25 protein-coding genes are annotated in these 26068 nt (G+C 60.6%); 8 read left to right on the forward strand and 17 right to left on the reverse strand.

The features are described from left to right. Positions 1-8: 8 nt before the first annotated feature. Together AC1RS8_RS03040 and prlC are read right to left on the reverse strand one after the other, a co-directional pair. The gene (locus AC1RS8_RS03040; RefSeq protein ID WP_057712619.1) at positions 9-296 is read right to left on the reverse strand and encodes a YheV family putative zinc ribbon protein; all 288 of its coding nucleotides are present in this window, start codon (positions 294-296) and stop codon (positions 9-11) included. After that, positions 293-2344 (reverse strand): oligopeptidase A, encoded by a 2052-nt coding sequence (prlC, locus tag AC1RS8_RS03045; RefSeq protein ID WP_057712620.1) that lies wholly within the window; start codon positions 2342-2344, stop codon positions 293-295. Before prlC ends, AC1RS8_RS03040 begins: the two co-directional genes overlap by 4 nt. Positions 2345-2432: 88 nt before the next feature. Here prlC and AC1RS8_RS03050 point away from each other — a divergent pair, with 88 nt between their 5' ends. Together AC1RS8_RS03050 and AC1RS8_RS03055 are read left to right on the forward strand one after the other, a co-directional pair. Then, positions 2433-2978 carry a gamma carbonic anhydrase family protein gene (locus AC1RS8_RS03050; protein ID WP_489339500.1) on the forward strand — a complete coding sequence of 182 codons (546 nt, stop codon included), beginning with the start codon at positions 2433-2435 and terminating at the stop codon, positions 2976-2978. Positions 2979-3003: 25 nt separating this feature from the next. Then, positions 3004-3654 (forward strand): HAD family hydrolase, encoded by a 651-nt coding sequence (locus tag AC1RS8_RS03055; protein ID WP_489339499.1) that lies wholly within the window; start codon positions 3004-3006, stop codon positions 3652-3654. Positions 3655-3778: 124 nt separating this feature from the next. Here the strand turns inward: AC1RS8_RS03055 and AC1RS8_RS03060 are convergent, their stop codons facing one another. The 9 genes from AC1RS8_RS03060 to AC1RS8_RS03100 form a co-directional block, all read right to left on the reverse strand. Beyond that, positions 3779-4402: an ABC-type transport auxiliary lipoprotein family protein gene (locus tag AC1RS8_RS03060; RefSeq protein WP_489339498.1), complete on the reverse strand. Its 624-nt coding sequence runs from the start codon at positions 4400-4402 to the stop codon at positions 3779-3781. After that, positions 4399-5337, reverse strand: a complete 939-nt coding sequence (locus AC1RS8_RS03065; RefSeq protein WP_489339497.1) for an MlaD family protein — start codon at positions 5335-5337, stop codon at positions 4399-4401. Before AC1RS8_RS03065 ends, AC1RS8_RS03060 begins: the two co-directional genes overlap by 4 nt. 1 nt (position 5338) lies before the next feature. Further along, positions 5339-6142, reverse strand: a complete 804-nt coding sequence (locus tag AC1RS8_RS03070) for an ABC transporter ATP-binding protein (protein WP_057712625.1) — start codon at positions 6140-6142, stop codon at positions 5339-5341. Then, positions 6139-7287 (reverse strand): ABC transporter permease, encoded by a 1149-nt coding sequence (locus AC1RS8_RS03075; protein ID WP_218494539.1) that lies wholly within the window; start codon positions 7285-7287, stop codon positions 6139-6141. Before AC1RS8_RS03075 ends, AC1RS8_RS03070 begins: the two co-directional genes overlap by 4 nt. A 54-nt stretch (positions 7288-7341) precedes the next feature. After that, the gene (locus AC1RS8_RS03080; protein ID WP_057712627.1) at positions 7342-8370 is read right to left on the reverse strand and encodes a DUF5924 family protein; all 1029 of its coding nucleotides are present in this window, start codon (positions 8368-8370) and stop codon (positions 7342-7344) included. A 186-nt stretch (positions 8371-8556) separates the two neighbouring features. Next, the gene (locus AC1RS8_RS03085) at positions 8557-9933 is read right to left on the reverse strand and encodes a M16 family metallopeptidase (protein WP_489339496.1); all 1377 of its coding nucleotides are present in this window, start codon (positions 9931-9933) and stop codon (positions 8557-8559) included. A gap of 56 nt (positions 9934-9989) precedes the next feature. Beyond that, positions 9990-11648, reverse strand: coding sequence for a Na/Pi cotransporter family protein (locus AC1RS8_RS03090; RefSeq protein ID WP_150812656.1), 1659 nt, complete (start codon positions 11646-11648; stop codon positions 9990-9992). 293 nt (positions 11649-11941) lie between these two features. Further along, positions 11942-12709, reverse strand: coding sequence for a TerC family protein (locus tag AC1RS8_RS03095; protein WP_057712630.1), 768 nt, complete (start codon positions 12707-12709; stop codon positions 11942-11944). An 85-nt stretch (positions 12710-12794) separates the two neighbouring features. Then, positions 12795-14102, reverse strand: a complete 1308-nt coding sequence (locus AC1RS8_RS03100; RefSeq protein WP_008045759.1) for a CitMHS family transporter — start codon at positions 14100-14102, stop codon at positions 12795-12797. Positions 14103-14422: 320 nt separating this feature from the next. Here AC1RS8_RS03100 and AC1RS8_RS03105 point away from each other — a divergent pair, with 320 nt between their 5' ends. Continuing rightward, the gene (locus tag AC1RS8_RS03105) at positions 14423-14824 is read left to right on the forward strand and encodes a GFA family protein (RefSeq protein ID WP_349735879.1); all 402 of its coding nucleotides are present in this window, start codon (positions 14423-14425) and stop codon (positions 14822-14824) included. Here AC1RS8_RS03105 and AC1RS8_RS03110 read toward each other — a convergent pair whose 3' ends face one another. Then, a complete protein-coding gene (locus AC1RS8_RS03110) occupies positions 14825-15151 on the reverse strand; it encodes a DOPA 4,5-dioxygenase family protein (protein ID WP_057712632.1) in 327 nt (108 codons plus the stop codon). Between the two features lie 86 nt (positions 15152-15237). Between AC1RS8_RS03110 and AC1RS8_RS03115 the strand changes: the two genes are divergently transcribed. Next, positions 15238-15900 (forward strand): NAD(P)-dependent oxidoreductase, encoded by a 663-nt coding sequence (locus AC1RS8_RS03115; RefSeq protein WP_429521686.1) that lies wholly within the window; start codon positions 15238-15240, stop codon positions 15898-15900. Here AC1RS8_RS03115 and AC1RS8_RS03120 read toward each other — a convergent pair. Next, positions 15897-16847 (reverse strand): choline sulfate utilization transcriptional regulator, encoded by a 951-nt coding sequence (locus AC1RS8_RS03120; protein WP_489339495.1) that lies wholly within the window; start codon positions 16845-16847, stop codon positions 15897-15899. The two genes, AC1RS8_RS03115 and AC1RS8_RS03120, sit on opposite strands and share 4 nt — an antisense overlap. A 114-nt stretch (positions 16848-16961) precedes the next feature. Between AC1RS8_RS03120 and betC the strand changes: the two genes are divergently transcribed. From betC to AC1RS8_RS03135, 3 genes are all read left to right on the forward strand, one after another. After that, positions 16962-18476 (forward strand): choline-sulfatase, encoded by a 1515-nt coding sequence (betC, locus tag AC1RS8_RS03125; RefSeq protein WP_218494543.1) that lies wholly within the window; start codon positions 16962-16964, stop codon positions 18474-18476. A gap of 16 nt (positions 18477-18492) precedes the next feature. Continuing rightward, on the forward strand, positions 18493-19413 hold the full coding sequence (gene choX / locus AC1RS8_RS03130; protein ID WP_154860837.1) for a choline ABC transporter substrate-binding protein: 921 nt from the start codon (positions 18493-18495) through the stop codon (positions 19411-19413). A gap of 220 nt (positions 19414-19633) precedes the next feature. Beyond that, positions 19634-21202, forward strand: coding sequence for a SulP family inorganic anion transporter (locus AC1RS8_RS03135; RefSeq protein ID WP_057712637.1), 1569 nt, complete (start codon positions 19634-19636; stop codon positions 21200-21202). A gap of 107 nt (positions 21203-21309) precedes the next feature. On the opposite strand, the gene aroE is transcribed toward AC1RS8_RS03135, so the two are convergent. After that, positions 21310-22131, reverse strand: a complete 822-nt coding sequence (aroE, locus tag AC1RS8_RS03140; protein ID WP_090452288.1) for a shikimate dehydrogenase — start codon at positions 22129-22131, stop codon at positions 21310-21312. A 13-nt stretch (positions 22132-22144) separates the two neighbouring features. Next, entirely contained in the window at positions 22145-23059 is a 915-nt protein-coding gene (hemF, locus tag AC1RS8_RS03145) for an oxygen-dependent coproporphyrinogen oxidase (RefSeq protein WP_489339494.1), read from the reverse strand. 163 nt (positions 23060-23222) lie between these two features. On the opposite strand from hemF, the gene AC1RS8_RS03150 reads away from it, so the two are divergent. Next, a complete protein-coding gene (locus tag AC1RS8_RS03150; protein WP_150812661.1) occupies positions 23223-24200 on the forward strand; it encodes an NADPH:quinone reductase in 978 nt (325 codons plus the stop codon). Positions 24201-24298: 98 nt separating this feature from the next. On the opposite strand, the gene tsaC is transcribed toward AC1RS8_RS03150, so the two are convergent. Together tsaC and dprA are read right to left on the reverse strand one after the other, a co-directional pair. After that, entirely contained in the window at positions 24299-24856 is a 558-nt protein-coding gene (tsaC, locus tag AC1RS8_RS03155; protein WP_150812662.1) for an L-threonylcarbamoyladenylate synthase type 1 TsaC, read from the reverse strand. 54 nt (positions 24857-24910) lie between these two features. Next, the gene (gene dprA, locus AC1RS8_RS03160; protein WP_489339493.1) at positions 24911-26017 is read right to left on the reverse strand and encodes a DNA-processing protein DprA; all 1107 of its coding nucleotides are present in this window, start codon (positions 26015-26017) and stop codon (positions 24911-24913) included. Positions 26018-26068 lie beyond the last annotated feature (51 nt).

A 26068-nucleotide genomic window follows, 5' to 3' on the forward strand; every position in this document is an offset into this window, starting at 1 on the left:
TTTTTCACTCAATTTTGTTCGTCAGGCTTTTTCTTCAGCTTCGGATTCGGGAAGAACTGAACCGGCTGAACCTTGGTGTCGGCAGGTTTGGGGGCGCTGGTGTTCACCCGCGTACCCAACTCCTTGGGCACCGACAGCCCTTGCTCATTGAGTGTGTCGGAGTAACCGCAGGCCACGCACTCTCGGTGCGGGACCTGGTCTTCATTCCACATCATCAATTTGTCCGGCTCGCTGCATGCCGGGCAGACCGCCCCGGCGATAAAGCGTTTTTTCGTAATCACAGGTCCCTCACTCATGCTGCCGCGCCCTCACTCAGGCCGCTGTGGCGCAAGAGTGCGTCAATTGATGGCTCACGACCACGGAAGTCGACGAACAGCACCATCGGCTCCTGGGAGCCGCCACGGGCCAGGATTGCTTCGCGGAACGCACGACCGGTGTCGGCGTTGAGCACGCCTTCTTCTTCGAACTTCGAGAACGCATCGGCCGACAGCACTTCAGCCCACTTATAGCTGTAGTAACCCGCGGCGTAACCTCCAGCGAAGATGTGCGCAAAACTGTTGGGGAAGCGGTTGTAGGCCGGCGGACGCATCACCGAAACCTCGTCACGCACGCCTTCAAGCACTTGCAGCACGCTGCGGCCGTCGCCGTGGGTGGCGTGCAGTTCGAAGTCGAACAGCGAGAACTCCAGTTGGCGCACCATCATCAGGCCGGACTGGAAGTTTTTCGCCGCAAGCATCTTCCCGAGCAGGTCCTGAGGCAGCGGTTCGCCGGTTTCATAATGACCGGAAATCAGCGCCAGGCCTTCCGGCTCCCAGCACCAGTTTTCCATGAACTGGCTCGGCAGCTCGACCGCATCCCAAGCCACGCCGTTGATGCCGGACACGCCAGCATGCTCGACGCGGGTCAGCAGGTGATGCAGACCGTGACCGAACTCGTGGAACAGGGTGGTGACTTCGTCGTGGGTCAGCAGCGCAGGCTTGCCGCTGTCGGCCGGGGTGAAGTTGCACACCAGGTTGGCTACCGGGCTTTGCAATACACCACCAGCGGTGCGACGACGGTCGCGGGCGCCATCCATCCAGGCGCCGCCACGCTTGTTGGCGCGAGCATAGAGGTCGAAGAAGAAGCGGCCGACGTGCTGGCCGTGTTCCTTGATTTCAAACAGGCGGACATCCGGGTGCCAGGTGTCGAAGCCTTTCTGCTCGGCAATCTCGATGCCGTACAGGCGCTGGACGATGGCGAACAGACCGCTGAGTACCTTGTCGATCGGGAAGTAGGCGCGCAGGGCTTCCTGGGCGACGCTGTAACGCTGTTCACGGAGTTTTTCGCCGTAGAAACCGCTGTCCCAGCTTTGCAGATCCGGGCAGCCCTGTTCGGCGGCATAAGCCTTGAGCTGTTCCAGATCCTGGGCAGCGAACGGTTTGCTGCGCTTGGCCAGGTCGCGCAGGAAACTCAGCACCTGATCGCTGGACTCGGCCATTTTGGTCGCCAGGCTCAACTCGGAGAAACTGCTGAACCCCAAGAGTTTTGCCAGTTCCTGACGCAGGTCGAGGATTTCTTCCATGACCGGGCCGTTGTCGTTCTGGCCGGCATTCGGCCCCTGGTCCGACGCCCGGGTGCAGTACGCGGCGTAGACTTCTTCACGCAGCGCGCGGTCCTGGGCGTAGGTCATCACCGCGTAATAGCTCGGGAATTCCAGGGTGATCAGCCAGCCGTCCAGATCCTTGGCCTGAGCCGCGGCGGCCATTTGCGCTTTGGCCGAATCGGTCAGGCCGGCGAGGGCGGCTTCATCGGTGATGTGCTTGGTCCAGGCCTGAGTGGCATCGAGCAACTGGTTGGAAAAACGGCTGCCCAGTTCAGACAGTTTGCTCTGCACTTCGGCGTAACGCTTTTGTTCGGCTTCCGGCAGGTCGATACCCGACAGACGGAAGTCACGCAGGGAGTGTTCCAGGATAGTTTTCTGCGCCACGTCGAAGCCGGCGGCCTCCGGGCTGCTGGCCAGGGCTTCGAAAGCCTGGAACAGTTCGCGGTTCTGACCCATTTCAGTGGAATAGGCGCTCAAGGCCGGCAGGCACGACTCGTAGGCTTCACGCAGTTCGGCGCTGTTGCACACGGCATTGAGGTGGCTGACCGGGCTCCAGGCGGCGCCCAGACGGTCGTTGAGTTCGTCCATCGCCAGCACCAGGCCAGCCCACGTTGGCTGCTTGACCTGGGTCTTGAGGATCTCGACGATAGCGGCACGGTTGTCAGCCAGGATCTGTTCAATGGCCGGTTGTACGTGTTCGGCGCGGATGGCGGAGAACGGCGGCAGGTCATAGGACTGCAAAAGAGGGTTGTTCACGCTCACGGTTGATACCTTGGCTGGAGAAACATGCAGCCATCTTAATTACAATCGACGTTCACCGCAGCTATCAGCAATAGAGAGAAACCCTATCGTGAACCTTCGCAAGTATCAGAACCACACGCCGCTGCTGGGTAAAGGCGCTTTTGTCGACGGCTCGGCGGTGGTGATCGGCGACGTTGAAATCGGCGAAGACAGCTCGGTCTGGCCGCTGACAGTGATCCGTGGCGACATGCACCGAATCCGCATCGGCGCGCGCACCAGCGTGCAGGATGGCTGCGTGTTGCACATCACCCACGCCGGGCCGTTCAACTCGGACGGCTTTCCGTTGCTGATCGGCGATGACGTGACCATCGCCCACAAGGTCATGCTGCATGGCTGTTCGGTGGGCAGCCGGGTGTTGATCGGCATGGGCAGCATCGTCATGGACGGTGCGGTGGTCGACGATGAGGTGATCATCGGTGCCGGCAGCCTGGTGCCGCCGGGCAAGCATCTGCAAAGCGGCTTCCTGTATGTGGGCAGCCCGGTGAAGCAGATCCGTCCGCTGACTGACAAGGAACGCGCGTTTTTCACCTACAGCGCGGCGAACTACGTGAAGCTCAAGGACCTGCATCTGGCCGAAGGCTACGACCAGCTTTGACCCGGCCCCTTATTCAGGATTCGACATGCATTACCAAACCGTTTTGTTCGACCTCGATGGCACCCTGACCGACCCACGTGAGGGCATTACTCGTTCGATCCAGTTCGCCCTGAGCAAACTGGGTATCGATGAGCCGGACCTGGCCAGACTCGAACACTTCATCGGCCCGCCGCTGTTGCAGGCATTCATGCAGTTCTACGACTTCGATGAAGCCAGGGCCTGGGAAGCGGTGAATTTCTACCGCGAGCGCTTCAAGGTCACCGGCCTCTACGAAAACCGGGTGTTCGATGGTGTCACGCCACTACTGGAAACCCTGAGCGGGCAAGGCCGACAGCTGTACATCGCGACCTCGAAACCGTGGGTGTTCGCCCGGGAAATCGCCCGGCATTTCGATTTTGCCAAACACTTCAAGGTGATTTACGGCAGCGAACTGGACGGCACCCGGACCAACAAGGTCGAGCTGATCGCTCACCTGATGGCCGAAGAAAACCTGGACCCGGCCAACACTTTGATGATCGGCGACCGCAAGCACGACCTGATCGGCGCACGCAGCAATGGCCTGGACGCGGCGGCGGTAGGTTACGGGTTCGGCAGCCATGAAGAGTTGAGCGCCGAAGCGCCGGCGTATCACTTTGAGACGCTGGAAGAGTTGCATCAGGCGTTTTTGCCGAGCTGATCAGGCCGACACAAGTCAACTGTGGGAGCGAGCTTGCTCGCGATAGCGGTGTGTCAGGCACATTGATTGTGAAGGTGCCTCAGTCATCGCGAGCAAGCTCGCTCCCACAGGGCTGCGCAAGTCCTCAAGGTCTGGGCGGCGGGGCGAGTTTCTGTCCTTGCTCAACCGCCCAGCTCACCACCTGCACGGTCAACTGATCACTCGCCTGACCGAACCCGGCCACCACCGCCGGGACCTGCACTTCACTGAGTGGCTGGCGCACTTCAAAGCGGCGGCTGGCGAGGATGCGCTGGTCGTAACTGCGCACCAGCAATGCATCCAGACGCACGACCGCGCTGGCATTCGAGCCTTGGTATTCAGTCTGGAACGCCTGCAGGCTACCGCCCAATTCAAGATCGGTCTGGAAAATGCTGTCATCGGTGCTCAGCAGCGGCACCCGCCCGTCATGCTGGAAACCTTCCAGCAGACGATTGCGCACCAGCACCGGCGCCGGGTCGCTCCAGCGTGAACCCTTGTAGTGGCTGATCACATCGCCCTGGGGAATTACGGCAATGTTCGGACTGTTCAACGCTTCGCTGGACTGGAATTTGCTCAGGCGCAGCGACCAGCGCTGCGGCGTGCCATGGCTGGCCGATGCGCTCTGGGCCGACGGCAATCGATAGACCTCGAAGGGCTCGGGCTTGGGCAGGATCGAGCACGAACTGATCAATGTGAAGCCAGCGAGGAGGGCAATCCGAATCAGCTTCATGGCGTAAATTCCTTGGTCTTGTCACTGCCCAGCAGGTAACCGCTGGGGTTGGCTTCCAGGCGTGTGGTAATGGTGCGCAACGAACTCAGGGTTTCGCGCATCTCACGGACCGCCGGGCCCAGGCCATTAAGGCCTTGCATGCCGCTGTTGAGCGAATCCTGATTGGCGGTGATCAGTTTGTTGAGGGTGGCGCTGCTCTCCTGCAGCGACTTCATCGCCTGCTCGGCACTGCCCAGCGCTTCCTTGCCATGCTCGTTGAGCAGCCCGTTGGCATTGCGCATCAACGCCGTCGTCTGCTCCAGCATGGTGTTGGCCTGCTTACCCACCGAGGCCAGTTGCTGCATGGTCTGGCGGATATCGCCGCGCTGATCGGCAATGGCCCCGGTGGTTTGCTCCAGGTGCTCCAGGGTGTTGCTGATGCGCTCGATGTTTTCCGTGGAGAACATCAGGTTGGCGTTATGCATCAGCGTACTCACCCCGGCCATCAGGTCTTCGCTGTCGTTGAGCAGCCGGGCGATGGGCGAGGGCGAGGCGACGATGGTCGGCAGGTTACCGCCCTTGCCCTTGAGCGTCGGGCTCTGTGGTGTGCCGCCGCTGAGTTGGATGATCGAAGTCCCGGTGACGCCGGTCAGGGCCAGTTTGGCCTGGGTGTCCTCCTTGACTGGGGTATCGCCGGCCAAGCGAATTCGCGCCAGCACCCGGCGCGGGTCTTTCGGGTCCAGGCGCAGCGAGATCACGTCGCCGACCTTGATCCCGCTGTACTGTACCGAACTACCTTGGGACAAACCGCTGACCGCCTCGTTGAACACGACCTCGTAGTCCTTGAACTCGGTGTCGACACTGGACTTGGCCAGCCACAGGCCGAACAGCAGCGCGGCCGTCACCACAATCACGGTGAACAGGCCGATCAATACATGATGGGCTCGGGTTTCCATGTCAGACCTCGTTGAGCTGTTGGGCGGCCGTCAATGCCGCGCGGCCACGAGGGCCATGGAAGTATTCGTGAATCCACGCATCGTTGGTTTCCGAAACCTTGTCGATGGCGTCCGCCACCAGCACTTTTTTCTGCGCCAGCACCGCTACCCGGTCAGTGATGGTGTAGAGCGTGTCGAGATCGTGGGTCACCAGAAAGACACTCAGGCCCAAAGCATCGCGCAGGGTCAGGATCAATTGGTCGAACGCGGCGGCGCCGATCGGGTCGAGACCGGCGGTGGGTTCGTCGAGAAACAGGATGTCCGGGTCCAGTGCCAATGCCCGGGCCAGCGCGGCGCGCTTGATCATGCCGCCGGACAGCGACGAGGGGTACTTCTCTGCGGCCGACAGCGGTAACCCGGCCAAGGCCATTTTCACCGCCGCCAGGTGCTCGGCGTCGTTGCGGCTCAAGCCGGCGTGTTCGATCAGCGGCAGGGCGACGTTCTCGGTCACCGTCAGTGAAGAGAACAGCGCGCCTTTCTGGAACAGCACGCCGAATCGCCGCTCCACCAGCGAACGCTCGTGCTCGGACAAGGTTGGCAGGTTTTTCCCGAAAACTTTCACCACGCCTTCGCTGGGCTGGCGCAACCCGACAATGCTGCGCAGCAGCACCGACTTGCCGCTGCCGGAGCCGCCGACCACGGCGAGGATCTCGCCCTTGTACAAGTCCAGGTCGAGGTTCTCGTGCACGCTCTGGCTTCCAAAACGGTTGCACAACCCACGGACTTCAATCACCGCCTCGGAGGGCGCTCTGGGGATACGACTCACCAACCCATCTCCATGAAAAACATCGCGGCGATCGCATCCATCACGATCACCACGAAAATCGACTGCACCACACTCGACGTGGTGTGCGCGCCCACAGACTCAGCGCTGCCACTGACCTTGAAGCCTTCGAGGCAACCGATGGCGGCGATGAGGAAGGCGAACACCGGCGCTTTGACGATCCCCACCAGAAAGTGCTGAACGCCGATGTCCGTTTGCAGCAGCGACAGGAACATCGCTGGCGAGATATCCAGCGCCACCGCGCAGACCACGGCACCGCCGATAATCCCTGACAGCATCGCCAGGAAAGTCAGCATCGGCAGGGCGATCAGCAACGCCAGGACCCGCGGCACCACCAGCAACTCTACGGGGTCGAGGCCCAGGGTGCGGATAGCGTCGATTTCCTCGTTGGCCTTCATCGAACCGATTTGCGCCGTGAACGCACTGGCGGTGCGCCCGGCCATCAGGATCGCGGTCAGCAGCACACCGAATTCGCGCAAGAAGGCAAACCCCACCAGGTCCACGGTGAAGACGGTGGCGCCGAAAGTGGCCAGCACCGTCGACCCGAGAAACGCCACCACGGCGCCCACCAGAAAAGTCAGCAACGCAACGATGGGGGCGGCGTCGAGACCGGTCTGTTCGATATGAGCGATCATCGGCGTGACGCGCCAGCGCTTGGGACGGAACAGGCCGCGGACGATGGTTTCGATGATCAGTCCGACGAAACCCAGCAGTTGCAGGGTGTCCTGCCAGACAGTGTCCACCGCGCGGCCAATGCGGGTCAGCAACTGAATGGAAACGCTGACTTCCGGCTCCTTGATCGGTACGCAGAAATCGGTCAACGAGCAGTAGACGGTTTGCAGCAACGCCCGATCCGCGGCAGGGAGTGTGCAATCAGGATGTTCGGCAGAGCGACCGAGGCGCTCGGAGCCGAGCAGCTCGACCAACAGCGAGGCACCGGCGGTGTCGAGGGCGCCGAGACCATTGAGGTCGATGGGGGTGTTGGCGTCGTACTGGCCGTGGAGTTTTTCGCTCAACAGCTTGAGGTCAGCGTAATGGGCAAGCGTCCAGTCGCCCGTCACCCGCAACCGCGCAGGGGTAATCGAGGAGTCCAATCGGGCGTTGCCGGCCATCGTGCTGCTGATCATAAGCTCCGTGCTTGTTCAGTGATTACGCAGCTCTACGTAATAGCACGAACCGGACTACTTTTCTTTGATCGCTGTGCTGTCCGTGACCTTGAAGCGAAGCACGCCAATGACCTGGCCATCTTCGGTCAGGACCCGAACCTGCCATTTGCCGGCCGGGTTGCCCGGGAAGTTCTGCTTGTGGGTCCAGGCCCGGTAACCTTCCTTGCGCCCGCCACGAATATCCAGGGGGATGCGGTCGACCTCTTTACCGTTGAACTGCCAGACGTGATAAATCCGCTCGTCCAGGCCACGCGGGGCGTTGATCGCGGTGTACGCGTAAAGCCCGCCATTACGGATCTGTTCGGCGCTGACTTCGTCGAGACTGGCGCCAGGTGTGCGATCCTGCATTTGCGTACTGATGGCCACGTCGGTCATCCACAGCGTCGCCGGCGGCACCCACGAGCGCAGCTCCCAACCAACGGCGCCGATGCCCAGGGTGATACTCAATATCGCCAGCGCATTGCGCAGGGTACGAATCGGGAAGATCGACGCCAGGCTCGGGAACGACAGCAGCACCGAGATACCCAGTGCCCATTTGAAACTTTGCGCGGTGGTCAGGTGCATGATCACCGGCAATGCGGTGAGCAGCGCGGCGAACAGGGTCAGGGTGTGCAGGGCCAGAAACGCCCAGCGCCGTGGAGCCAGCCACTTGTAGTAGAGCGGGTCGACGATCGAAATCAGCGCCGCGACGCCCAGCAACCCGGTGAAAAACAACTGGCCGCTGTTCCACGTCGTGGTGATGAAGAAGAACGGCAGGACAAAGAACAGGCTTTCCTGATGGATCATCTGCGTTGCGTAACGCAACAACGGTTCCGGTATTTCGCGCTTGAAGATGCGCGTGAACAGCTTGGTCAGGCTGTTTTCCAGCATCAGCCAGATCCAGCTGATCAGCATGATGGTGGTGATCCAGCTCGCCAGGCCTTGCTGGCGATCGACCAGAATGAAACTGCCCACCCCGGAGATGAAACCAAAGAGCGCAATGACCCCAGGGTACCGCTTCATCAAATCAAGGATGCGCTGTACGAAAAGGGATAGGTTTTGCATTCGGTGGTTTCACAGTCGTCGTAGGAAAAAACCTCGACAGGGTACCGCTGGTGCGGCGCTGTGGCGAGGGTTCGCGATGAGGCCGGCACATCCAACATTTTCGGCGGCTGACAATCCGCTATCGCGAGCAAGCTCGCTCCCACAGGGAACCGGCAAGGCCTCTCAGTCCGTTGTCACATGGAATGGTTACTTCCTGCTGTGCAAACGCCAGCCCACCAACATCAACACGATCAAGCCCACCCCACCGACCACCAGCCACATCAACTGGTCATAACTGAACAAAGGCTTCTCGATCCGCAAATACCCCGGTTGCAGGAGCAATTCACGCACGGCCTTGTTCGCTTCTTCCAGGCTCACCCCTTGCAGCTCCCGGGCCGGGTTGGTGAAGTGACCGTCCTCGTAGTTACCGATGGCGCTCCAGTAGTAGTCGGCCAACGCGCTGTTGCCTTGTACGGCCCAGGCCTGGCGGGCAATCGCGGCCTGCTTGAGGCGGTTGAAGGTGTCGGCATTGAGGCCGTCCTTGAGCAGGCCGGCCTTCAGGTCCTCGAGTACTTGTTCGGCATCGGCCACGGCGTCGCGCTCAAGGTCGGCGTTGAGGCTCATGAAACCCACGCCGCCGAACACCTCGCGCTCCGCCCACGGGCCGTAGGACAAACCGTGAGCCAGGCGTAACTGGCGATAAAGCGCCCAATCCAGATAGTCCTTGAGCAAATCGAAGGTTTCATCGTGCCCATCCTCCAGTACCGGCTCCGGCACCAGCCAGTGCAACTTGGCGCCGTTGCCGACCAGACTGTGGGTCAAGGTGCGCTCATGGGTGGCGCTGACCTGGATTTGCGGCAGCGGCGGATGCTCGCCAGGGGTGATCGCTTCCAGCGCGCCATACTCCCGTTCCAGATAGGCTGGCAGCAACTTGTCGAGGTCGCCGACCACGATCAGGGTCATGTTGTTCGGCGCATACCAGTCCTTGCGCACCTGCTCCAGTTGTTCACGGGTCAGGTCATCGACTTGCGCACGCTCCGGGCATTTGAGGCCCAACTCCACGGCCAGTTGTTTGCTGGCCGTGTGGCCGAGGTCCTGACGATCGAGCCAGCGTTGCAGGTGCGAGTAATGGCCGCCGTCTTCACGCTCGACCACTTGCTTGGCCGCGTTAATGGCGCTGTCGTCGAAGCGGGTCTGGGTCAGCAGCGCCAGCAACAGGTCGAGCACCTTGCGCTGGTTTTTCGCCGGGGCTTCGATGACGAAAGTCGTATCGGCATTACTGGTGAACGCGTTCCACTCGCCGCCCAGAGCCTGCATGCTTTCTTCCAGGCCGCCTTCGCCGCTGGCGTCGATACCGCTGAACAACAAGTGTTCCAGCAGATGCGGCAACTCCTTTTCTTCGCACTTGAAATCGTCCAGGCCAACGCCGACCACCAGCCGGATCGCCACATGCCCGTGGTCAGTGCCGGGTTTGAGCAGCAACTGCAAACCGTTGCGCAGGGTGTAGCCCTCGACCTGGAAGCGATCCAGGGCGAATGACGGGAATGAACCAAGCAACAGGCAGGCGAACAACAGACAACGCATAACGAGCTTCCGTACGGCTAGCGTAAGTTCAACAGACTTCAGGCAACTGTGGACGTTCAGGGTGAATGAGTGATGTCGCTCAAATCGTCGACCACCAGCGCACCTGTGTCCGATGTTTCCAGCACCACGTAGGCACTGCTGCAAAACAGCGAATTAAGACGCTTCATGTCGGCGATCAGCTCCAGGTGCAACGAACTGGTTTCGATACTTTGCACGATTTTACGTTGCAAGCGGCTGACATGAGCGTGAGCCAGGCGCCGTTCCTGTGCGCGGAAACGACGTTTTTCACGCACCAGCTGGCGGGCACTTTCCGGGTCGCCACTGAGAAACACCGACATCCCGAGCCGCAGGTTGGAAATCAACTGAGTTTGCAGCCCGGTCAATTCGTCCAGCCCCACTTCGGAAAACGACCGGCGCTGCGAGGTTTTCTGCTGCTGGACCTTGCGCAGCATGCGTTCGATCAAGTCGCTGGCCAGTTTCAGGTTGATCGCCAGTTCGATGATTTCCGCCCAACGCCGGCTGTCCTGATCGCTGAGATCTTCCCGGGGCATTTGCGCCAGATACAACTTGATCGCGCTGTAGAGCGCTTCGACATCGTCGGTCAGGCGCCGCATTTCCTGGGTGACGGCGGTTTGCTTTCCGCGCAACACGTCGAGCATGGCTTCGAGCATGTTGTCGATCAGGTCGCCCATGCGCAGGGTTTCCCGGGCTGCGTTGGCCAGCGCCAAACCGGGGGTGACCAACGCCGTGGGGTCAAGGTGTCGGGGCTTGGCCGTACCGTTGACTAGCGGGCGCTCCGGCAGCACCCAGGCACAAAACCTGGCCATCGGCCCAACACTGGGCAGCAAGATCAGGCAACGCGCGATGTTGTAGAGCAGGTGAAAGCCAATGACCATTTCCTGAGGGCTGAAATCCAGGCCATCGAGCCAGTGCACCAGCGGATCGAGCACTGGAATGATCAGTAAAAGACCAATCAGTTTGTACAGCAGGCTGCCCAGCGCCACTTGGCGCCCGGCGGCGTTCTGCATGCTGGTGCTGAGGAACGCGAGTATGCCGCTGCCGATATTGGCGCCGATCACGAGCCCGATGGCCACCGGCAGGCTGATCACGTTGGCGCCCGCCAGGGTCGCGGTGAGCAATACAGCGGCCAGGCTGGAATAGGAAAGCATCGCGAACAGCGCGCCGACCAGGGCGTCGAGCAGGATATCGCCGGTGAGCGAGGCGAAAATCACCTTCACCCCTTTGGCATGGGTAATCGGGTGCGCGGCTTCAACAATCAGTTGCAGCGCCAGAATGATCAACCCCAAGCCAATGGCGACACGGCCCATCTGCCCGAGTCGGGTCTGCTTGCGCGACAGAAAGAAAATCACCCCGGCAAAAATCAGCAACGGCGACAACCACGACAGATCGAACGTCAGCACCCGCGCCATCAGGGCCGTACCGACATCGGCACCGAGCATGGTGACCAACGCTGGCGTAAGCGCCATCAGGCCCTGGCCGACAAAGGAGGTGACCAGCATGGCGGTGGCGTTGCTGCTCTGGACCATCGCCGTCACGGCGATCCCGGAGAGGAAAGCCAGCCAGCGGTTGGACATGTTATGGCTGATGACATGGCGCAAGTTGGTGCCGTAGACCCGCAGGATGCCGGTTCGGACGATGTGCGTGCCCCAGATCAGCAGGGCCACGGCAGAAAGCAAATTGAGCAGGGTGAGCATAATGACCCCCTGTGGTGTAGCGCCCCAAAGGAGCAAGTTGACGGTACCGCGCGACGTTCTACGTTCTGTACTTAAGCTGTAGTTGGCTAACGGTCTGCGCGCCAGCATCGCATAGCCAAAGACGCGATTGAAACAAAACTGTCATGAAAAGAGCGATCTTCCAGCCACACAAAACACTGTGGGAGCGAGCTTGCTCGCGATGAGGCCATCAGATTCAACTTTGACGTTGACTGACAGACCACCATCGCAAGCAAGCTCGCTCCCACAGGTTTTGCGTATTTACCGCTACCGGGTTACTGGCCCGGAATGTCCTTGCGCAGCCTTACCGGATCCTGCTGTTTCTTCTTTTTCGCGATGGCAGTGCGCATCCTGATGTTGATCGCTTCCACCGCCAGCGAGAACGCCATGGCGAAGTAGACGTAGCCTTTTGGCACGTGCACATCCAGGGATTCGGCAATCAGCACCGTACCGACGATCAGCAGGAACGACAGCGCCAGCATCTTCAGCGACGGGTGCTTGTCGATGAACTCACTGATGGTGCCAGATGCCCACATCATCACCAGTACGGCCACGATGATTGCCGCGACCATGACCGGTACGTGGGAGACCATGCCGACTGCGGTGATCACCGAGTCCAGGGAGAACACGATGTCGATGATCGCGATCTGGATGATGGTGTAGAGGAAGTTGCCGCCCTTGCCCGAAGGCTCTTCGTTGGTTTCGTCTTCACCTTCCAGCGCGTGGTACATCTCTTGCGAGCTTTTCCACAACAGGAACAGACCACCGAAGAACAGGATCAGGTCGCGTCCGGAAATACCCTGGCCGAATACTACGAACAGGTCCGCCGTCAGGCGCATGACCCAGGTGATCGACAGCAGAAGCAGGATTCGCGTGATCATGGCCAGCGCCAGACCGAAAATCCGGGTGCGCGCCTGCATGTGTTTGGGCATGCGGCTGACCAGGATCGAAATCATGATGATGTTATCGATACCCAGGACGATTTCCAGGGCGGTCAGGGTGAAGAAGGCAACCCAGATTTCAGGGTTGGTCAGCCATTCCATGTGTATTCCTTTGAGCGATTGTTAAACCACAACGGGCCCGGGCTTCAAACAGCGAAGCCTGGACCCGTTGTGGTGAGTCTTGGGCTTATAGAGTGCTGAACACCGGGAAAGTCCCCAACAGCAGTGCAGCAATCAGTATGCAGATACAAACCAGCACTGCCCACTTCAGGGTGAAGCGCTGGTGGTCACCGAAGTCGATGCCAGCCAGGGCCACCAACAGGTAGGTCGATGGAACCAGCGGGCTCAACAGGTGGACGGGCTGACCGACGATCGAGGCACGTGCCATTTCCACTGCGGTTATACCGTAATGGCTGGCGGCTTCGGCAAGTACCGGTAACACGCCGTAATAAAATGCATCGTTCGACATGAAGAAAGTGAACGGCATGCTTACCAACGCCGTGATCACTGCCAGGTACGGGCCGAGGAAGTCCGGAATCACCGCCAACAGGCTCTTCGACATGGCGTCGACCATCCCGGTGCCGGTCAGGATACCGGTGAAGATACCGGCCGCAAAGATCAACCCGACCACCGCCAGTACGCTACCGGCGTGAGCCGCGACGCGATCCTTCTGCTGTTGCAGGCAAGGGTAGTTGACGATCATGGCGATACTGAACGCCACCATGAACAGTACCGGCAACGGCAGCAGGCCGGCGATCAGGGTGCACATCAAGGCCAGGGTCAGGGCGCCGTTGAACCAGATCAGCTTCGGACGACGGGCATCCGGGAACTGCGAAACGCTGATTTCACTGTGGTCGATTTCATCGCCCACCAGGTGCAGTTCACCCAGACGCGCACGTTCACGCTTGCCGTAGAAGTAGGCAATGACCAGGATCGCCACCACACCAGCCAGCATCGCAGGAATCATCGGTACGAAGATGTCGGAAGGATCCACATGCAACGCACTGGCGGCGCGAGCAGTCGGGCCACCCCATGGGGTCATGTTCATCACGCCACCGGCGAGGATGATCAGGCCGGCCATGATTCGCGGGCTCATGCCGATACGGCTGTAGAGCGGCAGCATGGCGGCCACGCAGATCATGTAAGTGGTCGCGCCGTCACCATCGAGGGAGACAACGAGCGCCAGAACGGCGGTGCCGACCGAAACCTTCAGCGGGTCGCCCTTGACCAGTTTGAGGATCTTGCGCACGGCCGGGTCGAACAGGCCGGAGTCGATCATCAGGGCAAAGTACAAGATAGCGAACATCAGCATCACGCCGGTTGGCGCAAGCTTGGTAATGCCTTCGAGCATCATCGGACCGATCTTCGGCGAAAAACCGCCGAACAGGGCAAAGATGATTGGAATGATGATCAGGGCGATCAGCGCGGACAGGCGCTTGGTCATGATCAGGAACATGAACGTGATGACCATGGCGAAGCCAAGGAAAGTCAGCATGGGAATACTCCAGGCGTAGCGCGGCTAGGGAATGGGCGGATCAGGCGGGATCAGCGCAGAACGGGAAGCACGAGACGTACGGGCGGAGTTGCAGCGAAGCGGCGGATGGAAGAGGACATCAGAATCACCATTGTTGTTGTTAAATGGGCTGTGCGAGCGATAAAACGCTGGCATTGGCCAACCGGTCTGTTGCCGGTAGTGGGGGCGATCCTAATCGGGGAAGCTTTCAGCCAGCTTTCGCCAATGAAAGCAAGGACCGGATGTGCAACCGATCGTCGGATTGGGTTTCAAGTCCCTGAACACAGGGCAGGAGGTTGAACATGGGCGAGCTTCACACCGGCGGCTGCCATTGCGGGCAACTGCGCTATCAATTCAGCGGGCCGCTGCACGATATCGCCCACTGTCATTGTTCGATTTGCCGACGGGTCAGCGGCGGCATCGTGACTACCTGGATAACCGTGCCGGCATCCGCCTTTCAATGGCTGGCCGGGACGCCGTCGCGGTACGAATCTTCATCCACCTGTGCGCGATATTTCTGCGGCCACTGTGGGGCGCAACTGGCACTAGCGACGCAACTAAGCCCGGAAAGCATCGACCTGACCATCGCCACTCTCGACCATCCTGAGCAAGCACCAGCCGAGCGGCACATCTGGACCGACAGCCGCTTGCCGTGGCTGCATCTGGACGAACATTTGCCCGGTGAGGCTGAAGAAACACTCTGATCAAAAAACAGACAGGTCCAACGGCCGAATCGCGCCCATCCAGATCGCGTGCTCGGTGTGGTCAAGCAAATCGTCGCCGGTGTCCGGGTGCAGGAACACCACTAGCCCCTTGCGGTTCAGCGCCAGCCACGGCAGCACGTCGCCCAGCACCTGCGGTTCGAACGCCAACTGGCAGCTCCAGTCCGGGTGCGGACCGACCGGGCGCTCGTGCACGCGGCCCATTTTCAATGGAAACAATTGCGCCGCCCGTTCACATAAGGCTCGCGCCTGCGAGATCGTGTTGGCATCGAAATAAACGTGGGCGTGGTAGCCCGTTATCTGCTGCATCTGAATCCCTCTGAAAGTTGTTCGAACCCTCGCCGTTTCCTGCGGGTCAAACGTTATACAGACGCTGGAAAACAGGAAGCCCAGCCATGAAAAATGCCGAAACCCCCGTCGTGAAAGTGGTGCTTTATGGTGCCATGAGTAGCCTGGGCAGTGCGCTGATGGCTGAAATGCTGCGACGCCAGCATGAAGTGATCGCGATTCTCGATGACCTGACGGCGCTGGCACCCCGTCCGGGGCTGCGCACCAAGACTGGCGACCTGTTCGACGCGCAACGGGTCAAGCAGAGTGTGGCCGGCAGTTCAGTGGTTATCTGCTTACTGGACGCACCAGGGTTACCGTTCAATAGCGAACACGTGGAAAAAGCCATCGTGCCCGGCCCGGTCGAGCAGGTGCTGGCAGTGGATGCGCTCATCGATGGCATGCAGGCAGCAAACATCGCCCGATTGTTTCTGGTGGGTGATTTCGACGTGCTGGACGACCCGGAAACCGAGGATAGCTTGCAACGTCACGCCGCTGAGGAAATCCGCGAGGCACTGCAAAGCAGTCCTTTGAAGTGGACGCTGGTTAACGAACCGCGCGGGGTACCAGGGCTGACCATCGAACACTTTGCCAACATCGGTGGCACCCCCGAACCGGGGTTGGCTGAACCGCTCAAACGGCTGGCCCGCACTGCCGTGGGCATTGCCGATGAATTGCACCTGAACCTGCACATCGGCGAGCACGTCAACTTCATCGCAACCGACAGTTAAACCGCAATGGACGGCAGCGTCAGGCCGTTGAGCGATTGCGCACTGCAGGCCTGTTCCGCCATCAACCAATCCACAAACTGCTGGATCAATGCTCCGCGTCTTTTGCGCTGGGGCAGAACCACGTAGTAACCCAGCCTCGACATCACCGTTTCGCCGATCGGTCGACACAACAACCCTTGCGCCAGCAAGTTATCCACAAGGTGGCGCCAGCCGATGGCCACGCCCTGGCCGCCAATCGCCGCCTGAATCAGCAAGGTGTAATTATCGAAGCGCAACTGCCCGGGCGCCGGGGGCGAGGTAATACCCAGCTCGCGGAACACACCACTCCAGTCGAACCAGTTACTGCTGTGTTCCCCACGCAGGTGCAACAAAGGAAACTCCAGCAATGCCTTGGCTGGCAAGGGCAGTGGACGCTCGCTCAACAACTGCGGGCTGCACACCGGAAACACTTCCTCGCTGAACAGCCAATGGCTTTCACCCTGCTTGAAGCGGCCATCGCCGAACAGCACCGCCACATCGATATCGGTACGTAGCATGTTATGGCTGCGTTCACTGGTGACCAGGCTGACATCCACCTGCGGATTGGCCGCGTGAAAGCGGTGCAGACGCGGCATCAACCAATAGGCGGCGAAGGCAAAATCCGTGGCCACCTGCAGCACTTCATGCTGTTGCTGTGCGCTGATTGCGCTCAATCCTGCGTCGATATTCTGCAAACCGAGCTGAACCTGCTCAAAAAGAATCTGCCCAGCCTCTGTCAGTTCGATTCCGCGATAAATGCGGTCGAATAGCCGTGTTGCCAGTTGTTCTTCCAGGCGCTTGATCTGCTGGCTGATGGCCGGTTGCGTGGTGCCCAGTTCAACCGCCGCCGCTGTGAAGCTGCGCTGACGGGCCGCCGCTTCGAAGGCGCGAAGCAGATCCAGTGACAGGTCACCAAGGGCGTCATACATAAGCTGTGCTTATCCTAGTCATTGCCGCGCATGGGCTTTACCGCAAGGTGCGAGGGTTTCATTCTCAACGCCAGCACTCTCGCATAAACATCCACTATGGAATGCCGCGATCACATGAAGCGCAAGAACATTCTTTTCATCATGGCCGATCAAATGGCCGCGCCAATGTTGCCGTTCTACGGCCCATCGCCCATCAAACTGCCCAATCTCAGTCGCCTCGCCGCACAAGGCGTGGTGTTTGACTCCGCCTATTGCAACAGCCCATTGTGCGCGCCATCGCGTTTCACACTGGTCAGCGGCCAGTTGCCGAGCAAGATCGGCGCCTACGACAACGCCGCCGATTTCCCCGCTGACGTACCGACCTACGCCCACTACTTGCGCCGCCTCGGCTACCGCACAGCCCTGTCGGGCAAGATGCATTTCTGCGGGCCAGACCAGTTGCACGGCTACGAAGAACGCCTGACCAGTGACATTTACCCGGCCGACTATGGCTGGGCGGTAAACTGGGATGAACCGGACGTGCGCCCGACCTGGTATCACAACATGTCGTCGGTGCTGCAGGCCGGTCCGTGCGTACGCACCAATCAACTGGATTTCGACGAAGAGGTGGTGTTCAAGGCCCAGCAGTACCTGTTCGACCATATCCGCGAGGATGGCGACCAGCCGTTCTGCCTGACCGTTTCGATGACTCACCCGCACGATCCGTACACCATTCCCAAGGCTTTCTGGGATTTGTACGACGATGCCGATATCCCGCTGCCTACAACCCCGGACCCGCATGACCTCGATCCGCACTCGCAACGTTTGCTCAAGGTCTACGACCTGTGGGACAAGCCACTGCCTGTGGATAAGATCCGCGATGCCCGTCGCGCCTATTTCGGCGCGTGCAGCTATATCGACAGCAACGTCGGCAAACTCCTGCAAACCCTCGAAGATACCGGGCTGATCGATGACACCATCATCGTGTTTTCCGGTGACCACGGCGACATGCTCGGCGAGCGCGGCCTCTGGTACAAAATGCACTGGTATGAGATGGCCGCACGGGTGCCGCTGTTGGTCAGCGCACCGGGGCAGTTTGGCGCCGGCCGGGTCAGCGCCAGTGTTTCCACAGCGGACCTGTTGCCGACATTCGTCGAACTGGCCGGCGGCTCGCTGGAACCGGGCTTGCCGCTGGACGGCCGCTCGCTGATTCCGCACCTGCAAGGGCAGGGCGGCCACGATGAAGTGTTCGGTGAATACATGGCCGAAGGCACCGTCAGCCCGTTGATGATGATCCGTCGCGGTGCCTACAAATTCATCTATAGCGAAGACGACCCTTGCCTACTCTTCGACGTACAGAATGACCCTCGCGAACTGGAAGAACTCAGTCATTCGCCGCAACATCGCCAGTTGTTCGACGATTTTCTCGCCGAAGCGCGGGCCAAATGGAACATTCCGGCGATTCACCAGCAAGTGCTCGCCAGCCAGCGGCGCCGACGCTTCGTGGCCGAGGCGCTGACCCTCGGCAAGCTGAAGAGCTGGGATCACCAGCCGCTGGTGGACGCCAGTCAGCAGTACATGCGCAACCACATCGACCTCGACGATCTGGAACGTAAAGCACGTTATCCACAACCCTGCCAAAACCAATAATGTTAAGGGGAAGTCCATGCAAAGGTTATCCACAGTACTGACGGTCGGGCTCCTGGCTCTGGGCAGTGCCTCGGCGTTTGCCGATCAGAGTTGCGAGACGGTGAAAATGGCCGACCCGGGCTGGAGCGACATCGCCGCGACCAACGCCATCACCGGGTTTCTGCTGGACGGCATGGGCTACAAGGCCAAGGTCGACACCCTCGCGGTGCCGATCACCTTTGGCGGGCTCAAGGATGGCCAGGTCGATGTGTTCCTGGGTAACTGGATGCCGGCGCAGCAGGGCTTCTACGACAAATTCGTCGCAAGCGGCGATGTCACGCAACTGGCGAAGAACCTCGACGGCACCGAATTCACCCTCGCTGTCCCGGACTACGTGTGGGACGCGGGTGTGCATAACTTTGCCGACCTGAACAAGTACGCCGACAAGTTCGACCACAAGATCTATGGCATCGGCTCCGGTGCACCGGCAAACATCTCGCTGCAAGAGATCATCAAGAAAAACGATTTCGACATGGGCCAGTGGAAACTGGTCGAGTCCAGCGAGCAGGCGATGCTGGCGGAAGTGTCCCGTGCGGTGAAAAAACAGAAATTCGTGACCTTCCTCGGCTGGACCCCGCACCCGATGAACGTGCAGTTGAAAATGCATTATCTGAAGGGTGGCGAGAAATACTTCGGTGACACCGGCAGCGTGCATACCCTGACCCGAAAAGGTTATGCACAGGCCTGCCCGAACGTCGGCAAACTGCTGACCAACCTGAGTTTCACTCAGGAGATGGAAAACAGCATCATGGCCGAGGTGGTGAACAAGAAGGTCAGCAATGCCGACGCGGCCAAGGCGTGGATCAAGGCCAACCCGGCAGTGCTGGATAAATGGCTCGATGGGGTGAAGACAGTGGATGGCAAGGATGCTTTGCCAGCGGTCAAAGCCAAACTCTAAACCAGAGGCGATATGGTCTTTGTGGCGAGGGGGCTTGTCGGACCGCCGCACCGCCCCGTTCGATTGCGAAGCGATCGTAAAACCATTGAATGCGGTCTACCTGATAAACCACATTCAATGGTTTTGGGACGGCTACGCCGTCCAACGGGGGCAAGCCCCCTCGCCACAATGATCGCCTTGTCCTGCTACCCTTGCGCAAAATCCCCACCCGAGAGGACCCATGGCCCTTCCCAGCCGCCATTCACTCTTCCCTTTCCTCACCTGGCTACCCCGGCAAACCCGCGCCAGTGTCGGGCGCGACCTGATTGTCGGCCTCAGCGGCGCGATCCTCGCGTTGCCGCAATCCATTGCCTACGCACTGATCGCCGGCCTGCCACCGGAATACGGCCTGTACGCCGCAATCATTCCCGTTCTGATCGCCTGCCTCTGGGGTTCGTCGTGGCATTTGATCTGCGGTCCTACGGCCGCCATCTCCATTGTCCTGTATGCCAGCGTCAGTCCTCTGGCCGTTCCAGCGTCGCAGGACTACGTCATGCTGATCCTGTTGCTGACGTTTCTTGCCGGTATCTTTCAGTGGCTGCTGGGTTTGCTGCGGTTCGGCGCGCTGGTGAATTTCGTCTCGCACTCGGTGGTACTCGGCTTCACCCTGGGTGCTGCCGTGGTGATTGCCATCGGTCAATTGCCTAACCTGCTGGGGCTGGACTTGCCCAGCCAGGCCACCGCGCTGGATAGTTTCATCACGTTGTTGCGCCATCTCGGCGAAATGGACAAACCTTCGCTGGCGCTGGGTCTGGCGACCGTGGTGGTCGGCGTGATCCTCAAACTGCTGCTGCCACGCTGGCCGACGCTCTTGATCACCCTGATTCTCGGCGGCTTGCTGGTTTGGCTCTGGCCATCAATGTTCGGCCATGTGCAACTGGTAAGCGCCTTCACCGGCAAACTGCCGCCCTTCAGCCCGTTGCCCCTGGACCTGGATCTGATCCTGCGCCTGCTGCCCAGCGCGGTGGCGGTCGGAATGCTCGGGCTAGTAACCAGCCTGTCGATCGCCCGCTCGATCTCGGCACGTTCGCAGCAATTACTCGACGCGAATCAGGAAGTCCGCGCCCAGGGCTTGTCGAACATCGTCGGTGCGTTTTTTTCCGGATCGCTGTCGGCCGGCTCCTTCACTCGCTCAGGCCTGAGCTACGAAGCGGGGGCCTGTTCGCCGCTGGCCGGGATTTTTTCGGCATTGTGGGTGGCGCTGTTTGCGATCTTCGGCGCAAGCCTGATCGCGCACATCCCGATTCCAGCCATGGCCGGCAGCATTCTGTTGATCGCCTGGGGACTGGTGGACCATCGCGGGATTCGCGCGTTGTTGCGGGTCAGCCGCGCCGAATTTGTGGTCATGGCGCTGACCTGCGTCGCCACGCTGCTGCTGGAGTTGCAGACGGCGATCTACGCCGGCGTGTTGGCCTCGCTTTTTTTCTACCTCAAACGCACATCGCAACCACGGGTGCAGCATGTGCGAGATGGCGAGGAAGACATTCTGCGGGTGGGGGGCTCGATTTTTTTCGGCGCCAGCCATTACCTGCAAGTACGCCTGCAACGCATGCACGGCGCGCGCGTGGTGATCGAGGCGCAGCAGATCAACTTCATCGACTACTCAGGGGTGGAAATGCTGCACCAGGAAGCCCGGCGGCTACTGCGTCAAGATCGCAGCCTCACCTTGCGCCGGGCCCGACCGCAGGTGGTGGAAGAGTTGAGGAAGCTGGAAGGGGCGGAGAAATGCCCGATCCGGTTTGAGGACTGAAACGCCGCTCTCTGTAGGAGCGAGCTAGCTCGCGAAGGTCGTGAACGATTACGCGCAAAACCAGATGCCCTCAGGTTTTTCGCGAGCAAGCTCGCTCCTACAGTAGGTTACAAGGCCAACTGTCGACGCAACTCAGCCAGCACCGGCGCCGTATCCGGGCGCACGCCGCGCCACAGGAAGAACGCTTCCGCCGCTTGCTCGGCCAGCATGCCCAAGCCATCCATCGATACCGCCGCCCCGTGTTCGCTGGCCCAGCGGCAGAACGAGGTCGGTTCCTTGCCGTACATCATGTCGTAGCACACCGTTTTGCCAGGCTCAATCAAGCTGGGGGCAATAGGCGGCACATCTCCGGTCAGGCTCGCCGAGGTCGCGTTGATGATCAAGTCCACCGACTCCTGCAACCAGTCGTAGCCGCTGGCCGAGATCGGCCCCAGATCGCAGAACAGTTCCGCCAGCAGCTCGGCCTTGTCCACCGTGCGGTTGGCGATGATCACCGAGGCCGGTTGCTCGGCCAGCAACGGCTCCAAAGCACCGCGCACCGCACCGCCAGCACCGAGCAGCAGGATGCGTTTGCCCTTGAGGCTGAACCCGGCGTTGACCGTCAGGTCCCGCACCAGCCCGGCACCGTCGGTGTTGTCGCCCAGCAGACTGCCATCGGCCAGTTTGCTCAGGGTGTTCACCGCTCCGGCCCGTTGCGCCCGCGCCGTCAGGCTGTTCGCCAGCCGATAGGCTTCTTCCTTGAACGGCACCGTCACGTTGGCGCCGCGTCCTTCGAGGAAAAACCTCCGGGCACAGGTGGAAAAGTCGTCGAGTGGCGCCAGCAGCGTGTTGTAATCCAGTTTCTGCGCGGTCTGCTCGGCGAACAGTCGATGGATCAGCGGCGACTTGCTGTGACCAATCGGGTTACCGAATACGACATAACGGTCCATCAGGATTCCTCGTTCAGGCTTCGGCCAACCAATCGCGGTCTTGCAGGAAGTACTCGGTGAGACGCGCTTCTTCACTGCCAGGCTCGGCTTTCCAGTCGTAGCCCCAGCGCACTTGCGGCGGCAGCGACATCAAGATCGACTCGGTACGCCCACCCGATTGCAGGCCAAACAACGTGCCACGGTCGTAGACCAGGTTGAATTCAACGTAGCGGCCACGGCGGAACTCCTGGAACTCACGCTGCTTGGTGGTGAACGCATCGTTCTTGCGGCGCTGCACGATGGGCAGGTAAGCGTCGATGTACGCATCACCGATGGCGCGCATGAAGGCGAAGCTGGTGTCGAAGTCCCACTCGTTCAGGTCGTCGAAAAACAGGCCGCCGATGCCACGCGGCTCGTGACGATGCTTGATGTGGAAGTAGCTGTCGCACCAGGCCTTGTAACGCGGGTAGACGTCCGGACCGAACGGCGCGCAGGCCTGCTCGGCCACGCGGTGCCAGTGGATGCAGTCTTCTTCGTTGCCGTAATACGGGGTCAGGTCGAAGCCGCCACCAAACCACCAGACCGGCTCTTCACCTTCTTTTTCGGCGATGAAAAAACGCACGTTGGCGTGGGAAGTCGGCACATGCGGGTTGTGCGGGTGGATGACCAGCGACACGCCGAGGGCTTCGAAGCCGCGGCCGGCCAGCTCCGGTCGATGGGCGCTGGCAGACGGTGGAAGACCACTGCCGAAGACATGGGAAAAGTTGACGCCACCCTTTTCAATCACCGCGCCGTTTTCTATCACACGGGTGCGACCGCCACCGCCCGCCGGCCTGGTCCAGGCGTCTTCGACGAATTGCGTGCCACCGTCTTCGGCTTCCAGGGCGGCGCAAATACGGTCTTGCAGGTCGAGCAGGTAGGCTTTTACGGCCTCGGTGCGGGTCGTCATGTCATCACCTTGAATCGGGCAAAACAACGCGGCGCTCCATTGGAGCTCAGCCTGCGCAAATGGGCGCGTAGCATACCATCGCAAGTCACCCCGCCGCAGTTGACGAAGATCAAGCTTAGGAGTCCGATAGGGAGCTTGGTAAAACGACCTATGGAGAGTTCTGATGGCAAAGCGTATCCAGTTCCGCGCCCATGGCGGCCCCGAAGTGCTCGAATATGTGGATTACCAACCCGCCGAGCCAGGTCCGAAGGAAGTACGCGTGACCAACAAGGCCATCGGCCTGAACTTCATCGACACCTACTACCGCAGCGGTTTGTATCCACCGCCGTCCCTGCCGTCGGGTGTCGGTTCAGAGGGTGCGGGCGTGGTCGAGGCAGTGGGCAGCGACGTGACCCGCTTCAAGATCGGAGATCGCGTGGCCTATGGCAGCGGGCCGCTGGGCGCCTACAGCGAGGTTCACGTCTTGCCCGAAGCCAATCTGGTGAAACTGCCGGACGCCATCAGCTTCGAACAGGCCGCCGGCGTCATGCTCAAGGGCCTGACCGTGCAATACCTGCTGCGTCAGACTTATGAACTCAAGGGTGGCGAAACCATCCTGTTCCACGCCGCGGCGGGCGGTGTCGGCTCGCTGGCTTGCCAATGGGCCAGGGCCTTGGGCGTGAAGCTGATCGGTACGGTCAGTTCGGCGGAGAAAGCCGCGTTGGCCAAGGCCAACGGTGCCTGGGCGACCATCGATTACAGCCATGAAAATGTCGCGCAACGTGTGCTGGAATTGACCGACGGCAAAAAAGTCCCGGTGGTGTACGACGGCGTTGGCAAGGACACCTGGCTGACTTCACTCGACAGCGTCGCGCCGCGTGGGCTGGTAGTGAGTTTCGGCAATGCGTCCGGCGCGGTCGACGGCGTGAACCTGGGGATCCTGGCGGGGAAAGGCTCGCTGTACGTGACCCGGCCAACCCTGGGCACTTATGCGAACAACGCCGAAAACCTGCAACGCATGGCCGACGAGTTGTTCGAGATGATCATCGGCGGCAAGCTGACCGTGGACATCAGCCAGCGTTATCCACTGGCTGACGCGGCGAAGGCGCAGACCGAGTTGTCGGCGCGGCGCACGACGGGCTCGGTTGTTTTGTTGCCCTGACTGACGCCATCGCGAGCAAGCTCGCTCCCACAGGGGATTTGTGTTCGTCACAGAACCCCTGTGGGAGCGAGCTTGCTCGCGATGGGCGCACCTGGGTATCAGTCCGGGCGCACAACCTTGCCGGTCGCCAGATCGCGAATCACGCTCGGGTTCTTGCGTCCGCCCAGGTTTCCGCCCAGCACCAGATCCACCTGGCCACGGAAATACTGTTCGACGCGAATCCGCGTACGTGCCGCCGGGCGCCCCTGCGGATTGGCCGACGTCGACACCAGCGGCCCGACCAGCGCGCACAAATCCCGCACCAGCGGGTGATCGCTGACCCGCAGCGCCACGGTTTCATGCACGCCGGTAATCCACTCCGGCAGCAGGTTCTGGTGCGGCACCAGCCAGGTGTTCGGACCCGGCCAGGTACTGGCCATGCGGTCCATCCACAACTCGGGGAAGTCTTCGAAGAGGAAATCGAACTGACGGATGTTGTCGGCGACCAGAATCAGCCCCTTTTCCACAGACCGGCCCTTGATCAGCAGCAGACGTTCCACCGCATCGATGTCCCACGGGTCGCAACCCAGACCCCAGACTGCTTCGGTTGGGTAGGCAATCACCGCCCCGGCGCGAATTGCTTGCGCGGCTTGTTGCACACGCCAACTGTTGACCATGAAAAACACTCCAGATTAAGGCTCTGCGCAGTTTACCGATCTTGTTTATAAAACCTAGCTCACCCGTGCAAACCAGCGCCCGTTTTCGCACACGGCGCGGCCATCCATTTCCAGTTCCGTCAACGCCGCCAGCACTTTCGGCAAGGCCCAGCCGCTTGCGTCGGCCAGCGCTTCACTGGTGTGAGGCGCGGCATGCAGCAGTTTCAGCAGTGGGTGAGTCGTCGCAGGGGTGCAGGTTTCTGTGGATAACGACAGTCGTTGCCAACCGCGCAAGGCTTCGAGGATATGTTCGATGGTTTCCACCAGCACCGCACCGTCCCGAATCAACTGATGACAGCCGCGGGCGCCGGGGTGATGGATCGACCCGGGCATCGCAAACACCTCGCGCCCCTGTTCCGCCGCCAGCCTCGCGGTGATCAGTGAACCGCTGGCGACACTGGCTTCAACCACCAGCACTCCGAGGGACAAACCACTGATGATCCGATTGCGCCGAGGGAAGTTGCTGGCGCTGGGACCTGCATCCAGCGGAAACTCCGAAAGCACTGCGCTGCCCGAAGCGATCATGGCGTCCGCCAGGCGTCTATTTCGCTGTGGATAAAACTTCTCGAGCCCCGTGCCGAGCACACCGACCGTTTGCCCGCCGACGTCGAGCGCGGCCTGGTGCGCGACGGCGTCAATGCCCAGGGCCAGGCCGCTGGTAATGACAAAACCGGCACCCGCCAGGCTGCGGGAAAACGCGGCAGCGGTGTCCATTCCTGGCCGGGAAGCGCGACGGCTGCCGACCATCGCCAGTTGTGGTTTTTCCAGAATGCCCGGATCGCCCGCGACAAATAACAGCGGTGGTGCATCGCTGATTTGTGCCAGCAGTGCCGGGTAGTCCGGTTGGTCCCACATCAGTAAATGCTGGGCCGGGCGCTCCAGCCAGGCCAATGCATGACTGGCGCCGTCACGGATCTCAGTGCTACGCCTGGCCTCGGAACAGGCCAGTGGCAAACCCAGCGCGCGCCAGGCACTGGCTGGCGCGCTGATGGCTTTGGATGCCGAACCGAAGGCTTCGAGCAGTTTCTTGAAACGCGCAGGACCGAGTTCCGGCAAACGGTGCAGACGTAATCGAGCTTCCAGTTCCGCGGGGGAAACCGGTGTAACAGTAGGCATCGACATGGATCATCCTTGATCGTTATGAGCACCCGTACAAACGGGAATAAGCTGTGG

The organism is Pseudomonas sp. GW821-FHT12A04, assembly GCF_058807755.1.